Genomic DNA, 16,204 nt, shown 5'->3' on the forward strand with positions numbered 1-16,204 from the left:
CCAAAAAAATTTGCATAACTTCCAATGCGTGTTCAAAGGGATTCTTGATTCGGTGCATGCACGTTTTTGAGCTCACCGATCCAGTGCGACATCACTCACGGGTTTGCTGCAGCAAGGCAGGATCCAGCCCTGGTCGATCTCGCGCGGGCGAATTCCGCCGGCGTGTTTCATCTCGACCTGGCCGGAGATCTTTTTGGTTTTGCAGGTGCCGCAGATGCCGCTGCTGCAGGAGGACGGCAGGCGCAGGCCCGCGGCCGTGGCCGCCTGCAAGATGGTCTGGTCGGCGCGGCACGAAAAGGACTGGCCCATCTTCTGCAGCTGGATGCTGTGCGTGGCCGTGGCGCCGCCATCGCCGTCGACCTGTGCTTGCGCCTCGGGCTGCGCCTGGTCGGCAAACGAAAAACTCTCTTCACGGTAGCGCCGCATGTCGTAGCCCGCCGCCGCCAGCAGCTGGCGCACCGCCGCCATGAAAGGCGCCGGGCCGCAGGTGTAGACGTCGCGCTGCAGGAAGTCGGGCGCGATATGCGCCAGCCGCGCCGCGTCCATGCGACCGATGTGCCCGGCATAAGCACTGCCCGGCGTGTGCTGCTCGCACACCGTGGCCAGCCGCAGCTGCGCCATGTTGCGCGCCATCAAGGTCAGCTCTTCGGGGAACAGCACGTCCGCGGGGCTGCGCGCGCAATGCGCGAACACGATGTCGGCATCGCTGCCCAGGTCGTGCAGCGCGCGGGTCATGGACATCAGGGGCGTCACACCGCTGCCGCCCGAGAGGAACAGGTAGCGCTGCGCCGGTGCCTTGAAGCAACTGAACTCCCCGGAGGGCCCGATCACGCCCAGCGTCATGCCGGGGCGCAGGTTGTCGTGCAGCCAGTTGGACACGGTCCCGCCCGGCACGCGCTTGACGGTGATGCTGACCAGGTCGGGGCGGGTGGGCGTGCTGGACAGCGTGTAGCAACGGTTGACCCTGCTGCCCGCGATGTCCAGCTCCAGCGTGATGAACTGGCCGGGCAGGTAGCGAAAGCTGCGAGGCCCTTGCGCCGCCAGCACAAAGGTTTTGACGTCGTGCGTTTCCTGGCGCACCTGGACGCAGCGCAGGGTTTCGTCCCGGTCGGAAGACCAGGGCGGGGAGGCGGGCGCCGCGAAGTCAGGAGCGTGAAGAGAGGTGGACATGGGGATGGGCCAGAACGCTGGAAATGTCGGTGGGTGTTTACCGGGTCAGTGCACTGAGGCGGTTCACATACCAGTTGCAGAATTTTTCGACCAGGCCTTCGGTGAAGGGCGAGTACGGGCCGGGCTGGTAGGCGCCGGTGGCGATGCCGATTTGTGATTCCTCCACCAGGCGGCGGTCCTGCGCGTTGGTGGCGTTCCACACGGCGGTCAGGTTCTCCACGGTGTAGTCGACGTTTTCCACCGCATCCTTGTGCACGCACCAGGTGGTGCGCACCAGGGTCTTGGTGGCCGAGATGGGCAGCACGGAGAAGCTGACGATGTGGTCGCTCATGAAGTGGTGCCAGGAGTTGGGCTGCGTCCAGAACGACAGGCCGCCCAGCGCCGGGTCGACAAAATCGGCCAGCAGTTTTTTGGAGGCGACCTCGGCGTTCATGGTTTGCGACTGGCCGGAGCGGTCAATCGGCAGGCGCTGGGTGCGAAAGCCCGTCACGCGGTCGTCCAGGGTGTCGATTTCCGCCGAGGGCAGGCCCATGGCTTCCCAGCGTTTGTGGCTGGCGTCCATGATGTCCTGGAACTGTTGCTGCCCGGCGGCGTTGTGCTCGTCCGGTTTGTAGCCGAATCCGTACTCGTACAGGGAGATGGTCAGCTCGGGGTGGTTGCTCATGCAGTGGTAGCACTCCCGGTTGTTTTCCATGGTGAGCTTCCAGTTGCAGTCCTCCACGATGTCGACCTGGGCCGCGACCTTGCACTGGCTCAGCTGGTGGGGCGCCAGGTAAGGCGTCATCTCGGCCACCATCTGCTCGAAGTCTTCGGGCGGGTTTTCCGCCAGGCAGATAAAAATCAGGCCCGCCAGGCTGCGCACATGCACCGGCTTGAGGCCCAGGCCTGAGGCGTCGAAGTCATCGCCCATGTGCTTGGCGTGGATCAGCTTGCCGGTCAGGTCGTAAGTCCATTGGTGGTAAGGGCAGACGATGTTGCCGACCACGCCTTGCCGGCTGGCGCACAGGCGCGAGCCGCGGTGGCGGCAGACATTGTGGAAGGCCCGAACCTGCATGTCGTCGTCGCGCACGATCAGGATGGAGTTCTTGTCGAAGTCCACGGTGATGTAGTCGCCGGCTTCGGCGATCTGCGGCTCGACGGCGACGAAGATCCAGTGCTTGCCGAAGATGTGTTCCATGTCGGCCTGCAGCACCGTGTCGCTGAGGTAGAACGGCGCCTCCAGGCTGTAGCCTGGGCGGCGGCGGGCCAGCAACTCACGGGTCAGCAGGGTTTGCGCGGAAAGGGTCTTTGTCATAGTGGGCGTTTCGTCAAAAATGAACAAGAGAATGGGTGCGCAGGTAGTCCAGTACCGCCTGCGCCTTGGTGTGCGGGTCGCCTGCCTGCAGCACGGCGCCGCCCGTCGAGGGCGACTCGATCGCACCCAGCATGCGGGCGTGGCCGCTTTGCTGGGTGCGGGCCTCCAGCAGCTTGCGGCGCTTGCTGCCGGCCACCCGCTGGCCCACGGGTGCTGATGGGGATGTGGGTGCGGGCTTGGGCGCCTGAAGCGGCTTGCGCACGATGCGCCCCGCCATGGCGTCGGCCAGCGAATGGCGCAATGTGGGTGATGCGGCGGCGCTGACCACCAGCACGGCCGGTGCCTGCACGCGCAGGCGGCGCCGCGCTCCCTTGGGCAGGGCCTGGGTCACGATCCAGGCGGAACCTTCGGCCTGTATGTCCAGAACATCGGCGACCACGGGGCGCTGCAGCGCGGCCGCCAGGGCATAGGGCAATATTCCTGTGCTGCCGGTGCCGTGTTCGGCTTCGGAGCGGGTTCCCGCCAACACCCAGGGCACATCGCGCAAGGCCGGCAGCAGGCGTGCCGCGATGTCGGCGTCTTCGCCGCATTCCAGGACTTCCAGCAGCGGCGCGCCCAGGGCCAGGTAATCGCGGGCGACCGCATCGGGCAGCGGGCCTGCCGTCAGCAGCCGCACGGCGCCCGACACGCCCAAAGCCAGGGCGGCAGCGGCCGCATCGGCGCGGCTGCGCACGGGCCGGCCGCTGACCGCATGGTGGCGGGCCGCCACGAGTACGGTGATGTCGCTCATGCGGCCTCCTTTTGCTGGCGCACCAGTTCAAGCAGCGCCCGCATCAGGGCCGCGCTGTCTTCTACCACGGTCAGGTCGGCGCGTCGCGCGATAGGCGCTGAGGCATCGAGGTTCACCGCAATGACGTGGCGGCAATCCTTGATGCCTTGCAGGTGCTGCACCGCACCGGAGATACCCAGCGCCAGGTAAGCAGAAGCGGACACGGTTTTCCCCGTGGCGCCGATTTGCTGGGCACGCGCAAAACGGCCGTCGTCCACCGCGACGCGCGAAGCGCCGACGGCGGCGCCCACTTCCAGCGCCAGCGAGTGGAACAGCGGCAGGTCGGTGACGCCGTTGCCCGCGGCCAGGATGAAGTCGGCTTCCTCGAGCGCCAGCGTTTTGGGGTCTCCGGCCTGCACACCGAGGTCCTCGATGCCGTTCTCGGGAATAGCCGGCACAGGCAGCGCGGGTTCGCGCACGCCGAGCCCGACAAAGGGTAGTTTGGTGCTGGCCACGCCCTTGGCCAGCAGCATGACCTGGGCATGCGGGCGCAGCCAGTCCTGGCCGGCGCCGGCGGGCACGCGCAGGCTGTCCGCCCCCAGCTCGACCACGCCGCAGGCCAGGCCCAGCCCGGCCTGGACGGCAAAGCGGCGGCCCAGCTGGCCGTCAAAGCCGGTGTCGGCAAACAGCCAGTGTTGGGGAGTCCAGGCGGCTTGCAGGCCCTGCAACCATTGCACGCAGGCTGCGGGCTGGTAGCGGTGCGCCTCAAAATCCTCGGCCACGAGCAAGCGGTCCGCGCCCAGCGCGGCCACATCGTCATGGCAGGGCCCCAGCACTGCCAGGATGACTTCGGTATCGGCCGAGGCCAGAATCGCCGCCGCCGCAACCGCCTGGCGTGCCGCGTCGCCCAGCGCGCCGCGCTCCGCGCGCGCTACCACCATGGTGGCGCGGTGAAAGGGGCCGGCGCTGCGCGCGGCCTTGGCCACCGGCGCATCGAGGCGGTTTGCGCTGATGCGTTCGCCTTCGCTGCTGCCCAGCACGATGCGGCGCAGCCCGGCGGGCGTGATGATGGCGGGCCGGCGCGGGTCCACGCGGCGCAGCTGGCCTTGGGGGGCGTATGCAGTGCTCATGCGACCTCCAATGCATGGGCCAGCAGTTCGGCCACATCGAGCACTTCGGGCCGCGGCCCCACCACGCCTTCGAGCATGGCGGTGCAGTTGGGGCAGGCCACGGCCACCACACCAGCGCCGGTGAGTTTCGCGTCCGCGATACGGATGTCCGGGATGCGCGTGGCGCCGGGAATGTCGGTGAACGGCGCGCCGCCCCCGCCGCCGCAGCAACGGCCGCGCTCGCGGTTGCGTTCCATCTCCACGACCTTGATGCCTATGCCCTTGAGCACGGCGCGCGGCGCGTCCACTTCGCGGCCGTAACGGCCCAGGTAGCAGGGGTCGTGATAAGTGACGGCCTCCACGCTGCCGGCACGCGTGGGCTGGAGCTCGCCCTCGGCCAGCAACTGGGCCAGCAGCTGGGTGTGGTGCCAGACGTCGAAGTCGCCGCCCATGGCGGGGTACTCGTTTTTCAGCGAATGGAAGATGTGCGGGTCGGGTGTCACGATGTGCTGAAAGCTGCGCGCCTTCAGCGTGGCGATGAGCTGGCGTGACAGGCGCTGGAAGCCATGCTCGTCGCCCAGGCGGCGCGCCAGGTCGCCGCAATCGGTTTCCGCCGCGCCCAGCAGGGCGATCTGCAGGCCGGCTTTTTGCAGGGTTTTGATGAAGGCGCGCAGGGTGCGCTGGTAGCGCATGTCAAAGCCGCCTTCGCCCACCAGCACCAGCCAGTCGGTCCGGCCGCCGACGTCGAGCACCGGCACATTCAGGTCGGCCGCCCAGTGGTGCCGGGCCGTGAGCGGGAAACCGCCGGCGGTGTCGGTGTCGCGCAGCTGCTCCAGCACTTCCATGCCCTTGTTCGGCACCACGCCGTCCACCAGGGTCATGTGGCGCCGCATGTCGACGATGGCGTCCACATGTTCGATCAGCATGGGGCATTCCTGCACACAGGCCCGGCAGGTGGTGCAGGACCAGAGCGTCTCGCTGTTGATCAAGCCGTTCACGATGGGCAGGCCGGGCGCCCCGCCGTGCTGGCCTATGGGCTGGCCTGGATAAGGGCTGCCCGCGTAGCCGGCGTCGGTCCTGGCGCTCATGCCGACGACCAGGTCCTGGATCAGCTTCTTCGGGTTCAGCGGCTGCCCCGCCGCGAAAGCCGGGCAGGCGGCTTCGCATTTGCCGCACTGCACGCAGGCATCGAAGGACAGCAGCTTGTTCCAGGCGAAGTCGGCGGGCTTGCCCACACCCATGTCGTCCGCACTCAGGCGCAGCGGCTTGAGGGCGGTGGCGAAGCGTTTGTCACCAAAGCGCTCGGGCCGGGGATGCAGGCCCAGGTGCAGCAGGCCGGCGACCGCATGTTTCATCGGGCCGCCCAGGCCTATGCCCAGGGCGAGTTCCGCCGCGCCGGCGGCGAAGGCCAGGCTGATCAGGCCAGCCAGCCAGGGCGCGAGGGCGGTGCCGGTGAAGGCCAGCGCGCCGACGAAAGCCGCCGCCGCCGCGAACAGCGCCAGCGAATAGGGAAGGCGGTTCCAGGGCCCTTTGGACAGGCGCTGCGGCGCGTTGCGCCGGCGCCAGGCCATTGCGCCGGCACCGGCGAGCATCATCAGCCCGGCCAGCAGCAGCGCCGCATCCAGTACCCGCAAGTACAGGCCCAGGCCGTAGTTCAGCGCCACCAATGCCAGCGCCAGAATGGCGCCGCCAGCCACACCGACGTGGGCCCGTGCCACAAACGGCTCACGCGCCACCACGTCGTGCAAGTCCACAAAGTAACGCTTGGGTATTTGCAACAGCCCGCGCAGGTCCACACTGGCCTGCCGGCCGGTTTTCCAGATAAGCGCGCGCCTGCCCATGCCCCAGGCCAGGGCCAGGACGGCCAGCCAGAACACGGCGCTTACAAGCTGGGGCAGCATGTCAAAAATCCTTGCACAGGCGCAGCGAGTCGTAGATCGCCGCATGGATGTTGTGCATGGAGATGCAGTCGCCGACGCGGTAGAGCAGGAAGTCTCCCTTGCCGGTGGCCTGGCTCAAGCCGGGTTGCGGCTGCGCGTCGTACAGGGCCTCGATGTCGGTCTGGCCCTTGTTGAGCGACAGCGGCTTGAGCTGCCAGTACAGGCCGTCATTGGGCAGGATGCCGTTTTCGATGACCACCTGGTCCACCGCGCGCTCTTCCAGCGCTTCGGTGTATTCGTTCTTCAGCACGGCGATCAGTTTGTCGCCTTCGCGGTAGACGCGCTCCAGCCAGAAGTTGGGCGTCTGGATCACGCCGCTGGCGTACAGCTGGCGGTAGAAGATCGGGAAGGTGGTGCCGCCCACGTCGTCGGCGACCTTGACGTCGGGTGTCACGATCTCCACCAGCTTGCCGCGCGCGGCGATGAAGTCGGCCGCGCCGGTGCCTGCATGGGTGCTGATGCTGTCATAGACCAAGACGTTTTCGCCCGGCGCGACCGCGCCCGACAAAATGTCCCAGCTGCTCACGCACAGGCCTTCAGCCGCGCCCCAGGCCGGCGTTTGCCCCATGTGCGGTGTGCCGCCGGTGGCCAGCACCACGATGTCGGGCTGCTCGGCCAGGATCATTTCCTGCGTGGCCGCCACGCCCAGGCGGCGCTGCACGCCCAGGCGCTGGGTCTCCATGTCGAACCAGCGGATGATGCCGGCCATCTGCTCGCGTTTGGGCGGCTTGGCCGCCAGGTTGACCTGGCCGCCGACGACGGTGTTTTTCTCGAACAGCACGACCTCGTGGCCGCGCTCGCGGGCCACGCGCGCGGCTTCCAGGCCGGCCGGGCCGGCGCCGACCACCACCACCTTGCGGCGAACACCCGTGGTTTTTTCAATGGTGTGCGGCATGGTTTCTTCGCGGCTGGTGGCGGCGTTCTGGATGCACAGCACGTCCAGGCCGTTGTACTGGCGGTCTATGCAGTAGTTGGCGCCCACGCACTGTTTGATCTGGTCTTCCCGGCCGTCGCGGATCTTGATGACCATGTGCGGGTCGGCGATCTGCGCGCGGGTCATGCCCACCATGTCGACCATGCCGGTGGCCAGGATGCGTTCTGCCTGCGAGGCGTCGCGAATGCTTTGCGCGTGCATGACGGGCACTTTGGACACCGACTTGATGCCGGCGGCCAGGTGCACAAAGGGCTCGGGCGGCAGCGCCATGGGCGGCATGCAGTTGACCAGGGTGTTGTGCGTATCCGCGCCGGAGCCGACCACGCTCAGAAAGTCGATCAGGCCGCTTTCCGACATAGCCTGGGCAATTTCCTTGGCCATCTCGTGGCTGATGCCGTCTTCATGGAATTCATCGCCGCACATGCGCATGCCGACGCAGAAATCGGCGCCGACCTGCTCGCGCACGGCCTGCAGCACTTCCATGCCGAAGCGCAGGCGGTTTTCCAGGCTGCCGCCGTACTCGTCAGTGCGGTGGTTCACGCGCGGGCTCCAGAACTGGTCGACCAGCTGCTGGTGCGCGGCGGAGATTTCGATGCCGTCCAGGCCCGCGTCCTTCACGCGTTTGGCGGCGCGGCCGTAGTCGGCCACGATGCGGCGTATCTCTTCGATCTCTATGGTCTTGGCGTTGCCGCGGTGCACCGGCTCGCGTATGCCCGAGGGGCTGACCAGGTGCGGCCAGTCGAAGCCGTGCCAGGCATTGCGCCTGCCCATGTGGGTGGCCTGGATCATCAGTTTGGCGCCGTGCTTGTGCATGGTCTCGGCCAGCTTGGCCAGGGGCTCGATCACCGAGTTCTTCGCCAGGTTGACGGAGCTCCACCAGGACCAGGGGCTGTCGCGCGACACCGGGCTGGAGCCGCCGCAAATCGCCAGGCCCACACCGCCCTTGGCTTTTTCCTCGTAATACCGGATGTAGCGCTCGGTCGGGTTGCCGCCTTCGGCATACACCTCGGCATGCGCGGTGCTGACGATGCGGTTGCGCAGCAGGACCTGGTTCAGGCGGATGGGCTCAAACAAATGCGGGTAGCGCATGGCGGATCTCTAGAGGGGGCTGACGGTGAACACGCAGTGGCTGTGGCCCTCGGCCGCGCATTGGGTTTCGGCGCTGCTGGTGCGCACGGCCGAGCCGCTGGTCTCCAGCACCCAGTCCATCGCGCCCGAGAACCAGCCGGCGAACAGGTAGCAGACCTTGCTGTGGTTCACCGGCACGCCGGCAATGCCTTGCGCGAGCACGAATACCGAGTGATCGAGCTTGATCTTTGCGCGGCCGGTGGCGGCGTCCGATTCGATGAAGGAAAACAGGCCCCAGCCGCGCTGCGACAGGCGCTTGAGGTAGTGCTCGTAAACCGCTATGCCGGACAAGCCGTGCGTGGCCGCCTCTTTCTGGCACCAGAAATACGCCGAGCGATGCCCCGCCTTGTAGAGCGCGGGGGCATAGACCTCGCGGCCCACCACGGCCTCGGTTTCGACATGGTTGTTGACGAAGAAGTGCCGCGGCACATAAATCATCGGCAGGCCGTCGGTGGTCCAGATCCCGGTCTGGGCATCAACTTCAATGGGGAGTTGCGGGTTCATCTTGGGAGTCTCGTTATGGATGTCGGAACACGGCCTGGAACACGGCCTGTTTGTGTCTGGCGGAAAGCAAAGGTCAAACCACGGGGCAGGGGAAGGCTTCACCCCCGATCCGATGGCGGCCGGTGGTCCCAGGCCGGCTGGGACCACCGGGCCGCTATCTGCGCCCGGTGTTTGCGGCGCTTTAGCCGAGCCAGCTCGAAACACGCGCGGCGTTGTCGTTCATCCACTTCTCGGCTGCCGCGTCCGCCTTGGAGCCGCCTTCGACGGCCAGCATCACGGCGCCGATTTCTTCCGGCTTCCACGAGAATTTCTTCAGGAAAGCCACGACAGCCGGTGCCTTGGTGTTCAGCGCCGGGTTGATGACGCTGTCCACATGCTCTTCGGCGCCGTAGATGTTCTTGGGATCGGCCAGGAAGCGCAGCTTGTACTTGGCGAACATCCAGTGCGGAATCCAGCCCGTGACGGCGATGGATTTGTTGGCGCGGTAGGAGCGGTCGAGTTCGGCGGCCATGGCCGGGCCGGAGCTGGGCAGCAGGCGCATGTCCAGGCCGTAGGCCTTGATGGCTTCCTCGGTTTTGCGCATCACACCCGCACCGGCGTCAATGCCCACGATGCGGTTGTCGAAATCGGCACGGAAGTTGTTGAGGTCGGTCAGGCTGGTGGCCTTGACGTAGTCGGGCACGATCAGGCCGATCTTGGCACCGGGGTAGTTGGCGCCCAGGATCTGGACCTTGTCCTTGAAGCTGGTCAGGTAGGCTTCGTGCGTCACCGGCAGCCAGGCCGACAGCGTCATGTCCAGGTCGCCGCGCGCCACGCCTTGCCACATGATGCCCGCCGCCAGCGGCACCAGCTCAACCGGGTAGCCCAGCTTGCTGCGGATGATGGCCGCGGCGAGGTTGGTGGTGGCCACGCTGTCGGACCAGCCGTCGACAAAACCGATCTTGATCGTGGGCTTGGCTTGGGCAAAGGCGCCCATGCCCGTGGCGGCCAGGGCCGACGCGCCCAGTGTCTGCGCCAGGAATTTGCGGCGCTGGCCGAGGGAAATATTTTTTTGCGGTTTCATCATGGTACGAACACTCCTGATTAATGGGAAGAAGGCAAAGAAAGCAAGAACAACCCTGTTGGGGGAGTGTGAACTACACGCCCCACACCTCACCAAAAACACGGAGCCAGTTGCGCCCCATGACCTTTGTGATCTTGGCCACCGGCCAGCCCGCGCGTTCCATGGCGGCTGTCAGGTTGGGCATTTCGCCGATGGTGCGTATGCCCAGCGGGTTTTGCACGGTGCCGAAATTGGTGAGGCGGCGGAACTGCCCCTTGTCGTGGGTCAGCATGTCGAAGAATTCCTTGCCATAACCCTGGGTGTGGTCGGTTCCCACGCCTACGCAGTCTTCGCCCACGATGTTGATCACATAGTCCAGGGCTTCGACGTAGTCCTCCACCGTGGCTTCGGGGCCGCGCTTGAGAAAGGGAGGAAACATGGTCACGCCGATAAAGCCGCCGCGGTCGGCGATGAATTTGAGCTGCTCGTCGCTCTTGTTGCGCGGGTGTTCCTTCAGGCCGGCGGGCAGGCAGTGGCTGTAGGTCACGGGCTTCTTGGATTCGAGGATGGCTTCTTCCGAAGTCTTGGCGCCTACGTGTGACAGGTCCACCATGATGCCGACGCGATTCATCTCGCCGATGACTTCGCGGCCGTAACCGGAGAGGCCGCCGTCGCGCTCGTAGCAGCCGGTGCCAATCAGGTTCTGCGTGTTGTAGCAAAGCTGGACCACGCGCACACCCATGTCGGCAAAGGCTTCGACATAGCCGAGTTGGTCTTCAAAGGCGTGGGCGTTCTGGAAGCCCAGGATGATGCCGGTCTTGCCGTCTTTTTTGGCTTGCTCGATGTCGGCCGTGGTTCGCACCAGCGACAGCAGGTCGCTGTTGTCGCGGATGGATTTCTTCATCTCGGCGATGTTGTGCACCGTGCTCTTGAAGTCGTCCCACACCGAAACGGTGCAATTGGCGGCGCTGAGGCCGCCTTTTTTCATGTCCTCGAACACCTCACGGCTCCACTTGGAGATGATCAGGCCATCGATGATGAGGGAGTCTTGGTGCAGCGTGCTCATGGCGTTTGTCCTTTAGGCGTACAGAGGGAAACGGGTGGTCAATGCTTTGACACGGGCATAGACTGAAGCTTCCACGGAGGCGTCGCCGGCGGGATTCTTTTTCAGGCTGTTGAAGACTTCCAGCATCAGCCGGCCGACTTCTTCAAACTCGGCCACGCCGAAGCCGCGTGTGGTGCCCGCGGCCGTGCCGACGCGTATGCCGGAGGTGATGGTCGGTTTCTCGTCGTCGAAGGGAATGCCGTTCTTGTTGCAGGTGATGCCGGCGCGTTCCAGCGCCACCTCGGTGGTATTGCCTTTGAGGCCCAGGGGGCGCAGGTCGACCAGCAGCAGGTGGTTGTCGGTGCCGCCGGTCACCAGGTCCAGGCCGCCGGCCTTGAGCACCGCGCCCAGGGCCTTGGCATTGGCCACGACTTGTTGTGTGTAGGCCTTGAAGCCCGGTTGCAGCGCCTCGCCAAAGGCCACGGCCTTGGCGGCGATGACGTGCATCAGCGGGCCGCCTTGCGAGCCGGGGAACACGGAGGAGTTGATCTTCTTGGCGATCTCCGCGTCGTTGGTCAGCACCACGCCGCCGCGCGGGCCGCGCAGGGTTTTGTGGGTGGTGGAGGTCGTCACGTGGGCGTGCGGCACCGGGCTGGGGTAGACGCCGGTGGCGACCAGGCCGGCGACGTGGGCCATGTCCACCATCAGGTAGGCGCCGACCTTGTCGGCAATCGCGCGAAAGCGCGCCCAGTCGATGGTGCGGGGGTAGGCGGAAAAACCCGCGATGATGAGTTTGGGCTTGTGTTCCAGGGCCAGCGCTTCGACCTCGTCATAGTCGATCAGCGAATCGGCGCGGCGCACGCCGTACTGCACGGCCTTGAACCATTTGCCCGAGAGCGCCGGCTTGGCGCCGTGCGTCAGGTGGCCGCCGGCCGACAGCGACATGCCCAGCACCGTGTCGCCGGGCTGCACCAGCGCCAGCATCACCGCGGTGTTGGCCTGCGCGCCGGAGTGGGGCTGCACATTGGCGAACTCGCAGCCGAACAGCTTGCACAGGCGTTCAATCGCCAGGGCCTCGACCACGTCCACGTGTTCGCAGCCGCCGTAGTAGCGCTTGCCGGGATAGCCTTCGGCGTATTTGTTGGTCAGCACCGAGCCCTGGGCTTGCAGCACGGCTTGGGAGACGATGTTTTCCGAGGCGATCAGCTCGATCTGCTCGCGCTGGCGCTGCAGTTCGTGGTCCATGGCCAGGCTGACGGCCGGGTCGGCCTGGGCCACGCCTGTGGAAAAGAAAGCTTCAGTTTGCATGGGGACGCTCTTTCAAACGATTTCTAACAAGGGGGTGAATAGCGGGTCGGCACAGTGCGCCGGGCTGGTGATGCACAGGCGGTAAGGCTTGGCGGTGCGCTCCAGCAGGCGCCAGGTGTAATCGGCGAAGCTGCGGCGGAACACCAGCACCACACCCTCGGTGTCGGTGCGCACCACGGTGAAGCCGGTCTTGGAGGCCACAGTGCTCGCGCAGCGCCCCACGGCCAGGCTTTCGTAGTCATAGGGGCCGAGCTGGCGCAGCAGCAGCAGGTGGTCGGGGCCGCTGATGCGCAACGCCGTCAGGCCGCCGCTGTTGTCCACCACCTGGGCGAACACGCCTTGCAGCGCAGCTGTCAGCGCGGCCAGCAATGCGTCGCGGGCCGATCGCTTGCAGGCCAGCAGCCATTCGTCGGGCGAGACCCAGAGCACCGCACCGGCGGTGGTGGCCACGACCGACATAGGTTGTGTCACCAGGGCCTGGCCCAGTACGCCGGCCACGCCTTGCATGAAGGCGGTGTCGTCGGCCTTGCCGCGCAGCACGATATAGCCCAGGTGGGGCAGCTCGCTCATGGCCACGCGGTTCTCTTGGGCGGGCGTTGCCGCGCGCGCGGGCAGGCCGAAGGCGTGCAGGGGAGATTCCAGCATGACGTTGGGTGGGTTAAACATTTTGGCGGTCGCCTTTCAGGTCCACGAATACGCTGGAGCCGACCTTGGCGGGCGTGACCTTGCCATGGGCATGCACATACAGGGTCTGCTCCTTGCGCTGCAGGCCGCCGGCGACCACGGCCATGGCGATGGAGCGGCCCAGGAAGGCGCTGTGGTAGCTGGAGGTCACATGGCCCAGCATCTGGTTTTGCGCGCCCACGGTGGGGCTTTCCATGATTTGCGCGCCCTCGACCAGCACGCTGGCCGGGTCTTCGGGCAAAAGCCCCACCAGCTGCTTGCGGCCTTCGCGGGCCGTGTCGCTGCGTGACAGCGAGCGCTTGCCCAGGAAGCTGAAGGGCTTTTTCATGCCGACGGCCCAGGCCATGTCCAGGTCCATCGGGCTCATGGAGCCGTCGGTATCCTGGCCGACGATGATGAAGCCCTTTTCGGCGCGCAGCACGTGCATGGTTTCGGTGCCGTAAGGCGTGATGTCGAACTCGGCGCCGGCGGCCATCACCGCCTCCCACAGCGCGCGGCCGTAGCCGGACTCGACGTTGAGTTCATAAGACAACTCACCCGAGAAGCTGATGCGGAACACACGCACGGGCAGGCCGTGCACCGTGCCCGCGCGCCAGTCCATGAACTTGAAGCTGTCGGGCGAGAGGTCGATGTCGGCGCAGAGCTTGGCCAGCACCGCGCGTGATTTGGGCCCCACCAGGGCGATGGTGGACCAATGGTCGGTCACCGAGGTCATCCAGACCTTGAGTTCGGGCCATTCGGTCTGGTGCCAGCGCTCCAGCCAGTTCAGCACCCGGGCCGCGCCGCCGGTGGTGGTGGTCATGTAGAACTGGTTTTGTTCGATGCAGGCGGTCACGCCGTCGTCCATCACCATGCCGTTTTCGTCCAGCATCAGGCCGTAGCGGCATTTGCCGACGGCCAGCTGGGTCCAGGCATTGGCGTAGATGCGGTTCAGGAATTCGCGTGCATCCGGGCCGTCGATCTGGATCTTGCCCAGGGTGGAGGCGTCCATCACCGCCACGCCGTTGCGGGCGGCCAGGCATTCGCGGGCGACCGCGGCATGCAGGTCTTCACCGGGTTTGGCAAAGTACCAGGGACGCTGCCATTGGCCGACCGGCTCCAGCGCCGCGCCGCGCGCCACATGCGAGGCATGGATGGCGCCGTAGCGGTTCGGGTCGAACAGCTCCCCGGACATGGTGCCGGCCAGGGCGCCCAGGCTGACCGGCGTGTAGGCCGGGCGGTAGGTGGTGGTGCCGACCTCGCTGACCGGGCGCTTGAGCGCGCGGGCCGTGATGACAAAGCCGTTGACGTTGGACAGCTTGCCCTGGTCGGTGCCGAAGCCCAGCGCGGTGTAGCGCTTGACGTGCTCGATCGAGTGGTAGTTCTCGCGCACCGCCAGTTCGATGTCGCCGGCGCTGACGTCGTTCTGGTAGTCGACAAACGCCTTGGCGCCCGCGCCTTCGGCCTTGCCGTCGGGCAGGCGGAACATGGGGCGCGGCTGCAGGCGCCGGGGCTGGGGGCAGGACGGCACCGGCAAGGTGTCGGTCTTGCCGCAGGCGGCCAGCACTTGCTGCATCGCCTGGGTGGTTTGTGCCAGCGCGTCGGCCAGCTCGAAAGCGCCGGTGACCGAACCGGCGCAGGCAACACCTTTGCGCCCCGTGTGCGGCGCCACAAAGGCCGCGAGCGATTCGTCCCACTGCGGGCGGCTGCCGTCGTGGCAAAACAGGTGTACCGTGGGCGACAGGCCGCCGGAGCTCAGCACCACGTCGCAGGCCAGGAAGGTACCGGCACCGGTCGCTTCGTCGCGGGTGGGATGCAGGGGCACAAGCCTGACGCCCTTGACCTCGCCGCCACCGGTGGCTTCGGCAATGCAGTGGCCCGCCATCACCGTGTAGCTGCTGTTGCGCGCCACCGCGCTGTGGCGCACGTCGGCCACGGTGACCTGGGCGCCGGCCTTGGCCAGGCTTTCGGCGCAGTCGTGGATCAGGTCGCTGGTGCCGCAGATCACCACGCGCTGGCCGACACGCACGCCGTAGCGATGCAAAAAGGTCTGGCCGGCGGAAACCGTCATCACGCCCGGCAGGTCGTTGTTGCCGAACACCAGGGGGCGCTCGATGGCGCCCGTGGCCAGGACCACCTGGTGCGCGCGTATCTTGTGCATGCGGTGGCGCGGCAGGTGGGCCTGGCGCTGCCCGGGCGCGATGTGGTCTTGCAGCAGCTCCACGGCCTGCACCAGGTTCTGTTCATACATGCCGAAGGCGGTGGTGCGCACCAGGACCGTCACATGCGGCATCTCGGCCAGGGCGGCCTGCACCGAGCGGATGTAGGCCTCGCTGCTGCGGCCGTCGATCTGGGCGTTGGGGTCGGACAGCAGCCAGCCGCCGAGTTCGTTCTGCTCGTCCAGCAGCAGGGTCTTGAGCCCGGCGCGGCCGGCTTGCAGCGCGGCCAGCAGGCCGCAGGCGCCGCCGCCGACGACCAGCACGTCCACGTGGTGGTGCAGGTGGTCGTAGTCCTCGGGATCGGGTTCGGCCGGCGCGTCGCCGAAGCCGGCGAACTTGCGGATCACGGTTTCATACAGCGGCCAGAACTTTTGCGGCCACTTGAAGGTCTTGCTGTAAAAACCGGCCGGCATGAAGCGCGAGCCCTGGCCCAGCACCGACTTCAAGTCGAAGTCCAGCGAGGGCCAGCCCGAGGTGGAGCGGGCGCTCAGGCCTTCATAAAGCTCGGCCTGGGTGGCCTTGACGTTGGGCGTGGTCAGCGCGCCCGTGCCCAGCTGCACCAGCGCGTTCGGCTCTTCCGCGCCCGCGCCTATGATGCCGCGGGGACGGCCGTACTTGAAGCTGCGCGCCATGCGGCGCACGCCGTGGGCCAGCAAGGCGGAGGCCAGCGTGTCGCCGGGGTGGCCGGTGTAGTCGCGGCCGTCAAAGCTGAAGTTGACCGTGCGCGTGCTGTCGATGCGCGTGCCGGCCTGGGGAACCCTGGAGCCGCTCATTTCGTTTGCTCCTTGGCCATGTCGGCCAGAAACAAGGCCTTGCCTTCGGCCAGGGTCCAGGTGCCGGCGATTTCATAGCTGGCGGTGTTGCGCTTCACGGCAAATACCTTGCGGCAGGCCGCGGTGTGCTGCCATTGCTCCCAGAACCAGCCCTTGGTGTTCCTGCGCATAAAAACATAGTCGCCCCAGGTGGCGTCGTCCACAGCCTCGGGCTGGAGCGGGCGGGGGATATAGGCTTCACCGGCGTTGCTGAACTCTTCTTCGTCCCGCGTTTCGCCGCAGTGGGGGCAGTGCAATAAAAACATA

13 protein-coding genes are annotated in these 16,204 nt (G+C 66.5%); all 13 read right to left on the minus strand.

Annotation, left to right across the window (positions count from 1 at the left end; translation table 11 throughout):
* Positions 1–72: 72 nt before the first annotated feature.
* The 13 genes from BLQ85_RS10140 to BLQ85_RS10200 all read right to left on the minus strand — a co-directional run bounded on the left by BLQ85_RS10140 (position 73) and on the right by BLQ85_RS10200 (position 16,203).
* Positions 73–1,170: an FAD-binding oxidoreductase gene (locus BLQ85_RS10140; RefSeq protein ID WP_074576451.1), complete on the minus strand. Its 1,098-nt coding sequence runs from the start codon at positions 1,168–1,170 to the stop codon at positions 73–75.
* Positions 1,171–1,207: 37 nt separating this feature from the next.
* Positions 1,208–2,464, minus strand: a complete 1,257-nt coding sequence (locus BLQ85_RS10145) for an aromatic ring-hydroxylating oxygenase subunit alpha (RefSeq protein ID WP_074576453.1) — start codon at positions 2,462–2,464, stop codon at positions 1,208–1,210.
* A 13-nt stretch (positions 2,465–2,477) separates the two neighbouring features.
* Positions 2,478–3,254, minus strand: coding sequence for a hypothetical protein (locus BLQ85_RS10150; protein WP_074576455.1), 777 nt, complete (start codon positions 3,252–3,254; stop codon positions 2,478–2,480).
* Positions 3,251–4,363, minus strand: a complete 1,113-nt coding sequence (locus tag BLQ85_RS10155) for an electron transfer flavoprotein subunit alpha/FixB family protein (protein ID WP_074576457.1) — start codon at positions 4,361–4,363, stop codon at positions 3,251–3,253. Before BLQ85_RS10155 ends, BLQ85_RS10150 begins: the two co-directional genes overlap by 4 nt.
* Positions 4,360–6,243 (minus strand): (Fe-S)-binding protein, encoded by a 1,884-nt coding sequence (locus tag BLQ85_RS10160; RefSeq protein ID WP_074576467.1) that lies wholly within the window; start codon positions 6,241–6,243, stop codon positions 4,360–4,362. Before BLQ85_RS10160 ends, BLQ85_RS10155 begins: the two co-directional genes overlap by 4 nt.
* A 1-nt stretch (position 6,244) precedes the next feature.
* Positions 6,245–8,305 carry an NADH:flavin oxidoreductase gene (locus tag BLQ85_RS10165; protein ID WP_074576469.1) on the minus strand — a complete coding sequence of 687 codons (2,061 nt, stop codon included), beginning with the start codon at positions 8,303–8,305 and terminating at the stop codon, positions 6,245–6,247.
* Between the two features lie 9 nt (positions 8,306–8,314).
* Positions 8,315–8,848, minus strand: a complete 534-nt coding sequence (locus BLQ85_RS10170) for a DUF5943 domain-containing protein (RefSeq protein ID WP_074576471.1) — start codon at positions 8,846–8,848, stop codon at positions 8,315–8,317.
* Positions 8,849–9,029: 181 nt separating this feature from the next.
* A complete protein-coding gene (locus tag BLQ85_RS10175; RefSeq protein WP_083336825.1) occupies positions 9,030–9,911 on the minus strand; it encodes a glycine betaine ABC transporter substrate-binding protein in 882 nt (293 codons plus the stop codon).
* A 73-nt stretch (positions 9,912–9,984) separates the two neighbouring features.
* Complete coding sequence (locus BLQ85_RS10180) at positions 9,985–10,956, minus strand: dipeptidase (RefSeq protein ID WP_074576473.1); 972 nt, start codon at positions 10,954–10,956, stop codon at positions 9,985–9,987.
* 12 nt (positions 10,957–10,968) lie between these two features.
* A complete protein-coding gene (gene glyA / locus BLQ85_RS10185) occupies positions 10,969–12,243 on the minus strand; it encodes a serine hydroxymethyltransferase (RefSeq protein WP_074576475.1) in 1,275 nt (424 codons plus the stop codon).
* A gap of 12 nt (positions 12,244–12,255) precedes the next feature.
* Positions 12,256–12,909: a sarcosine oxidase subunit gamma gene (locus BLQ85_RS10190; RefSeq protein ID WP_083336810.1), complete on the minus strand. Its 654-nt coding sequence runs from the start codon at positions 12,907–12,909 to the stop codon at positions 12,256–12,258.
* Entirely contained in the window at positions 12,902–15,898 is a 2,997-nt protein-coding gene (locus tag BLQ85_RS10195; RefSeq protein ID WP_074576480.1) for a sarcosine oxidase subunit alpha family protein, read from the minus strand. Before BLQ85_RS10195 ends, BLQ85_RS10190 begins: the two co-directional genes overlap by 8 nt.
* Positions 15,895–16,203, minus strand: a complete 309-nt coding sequence (locus BLQ85_RS10200; protein ID WP_074576482.1) for a sarcosine oxidase subunit delta — start codon at positions 16,201–16,203, stop codon at positions 15,895–15,897. The genes BLQ85_RS10195 and BLQ85_RS10200 overlap by 4 nt, the downstream gene beginning before the upstream one ends.
* Position 16,204 lies beyond the last annotated feature (1 nt).

This window comes from Polaromonas sp. JS666, from assembly GCF_900103405.1.
Lineage (GTDB): Bacteria > Pseudomonadota > Gammaproteobacteria > Burkholderiales > Burkholderiaceae_C > Polaromonas.